Origin of the sequence: Nocardioides malaquae, assembly GCF_015070385.1 — a bacterium.
Lineage (GTDB): Bacteria > Actinomycetota > Actinomycetes > Propionibacteriales > Nocardioidaceae > Nocardioides > Nocardioides malaquae.
This window is the reverse complement of record NZ_JADCSA010000669.1, coordinates 1-258: the sequence shown is the minus strand read 5'-3', so window position 1 is coordinate 258 and position 258 is coordinate 1. Positions and strand designations below refer to the sequence as shown.

Genomic DNA, 258 nt, shown 5'->3' with positions numbered 1-258 from the left:
TAATTGGAGTTCGCCCTGTCTCTTCGCTTCTAAATCTGACGGCTCGGATCGCTTTTGTACCGATTATCGAAAAGTGAATGGGGTTACAAAACCTGACTGTTATCCTCTGCCTAGGATAGATGACTGTGTAGACAACGTTGGTGGTGCTAAGTATGTCACGAAACTCGACTTACTGAAAGGTTATTGGCAGGTGCCGTTAACACCTAGGGCTCAAGCTATATCTGCCTTTGTGACCCCTGACGCTTTTCTAGAGTACAC

General features: G+C 46.1%; 1 protein-coding gene. It reads left to right on the top strand.

Annotated elements, in window-relative coordinates:
- Positions 1 to 258, top strand: a 258-nt coding sequence (locus IEQ44_RS18310; protein WP_369074445.1) for a reverse transcriptase family protein, incomplete at both ends; no start/stop codon positions are given.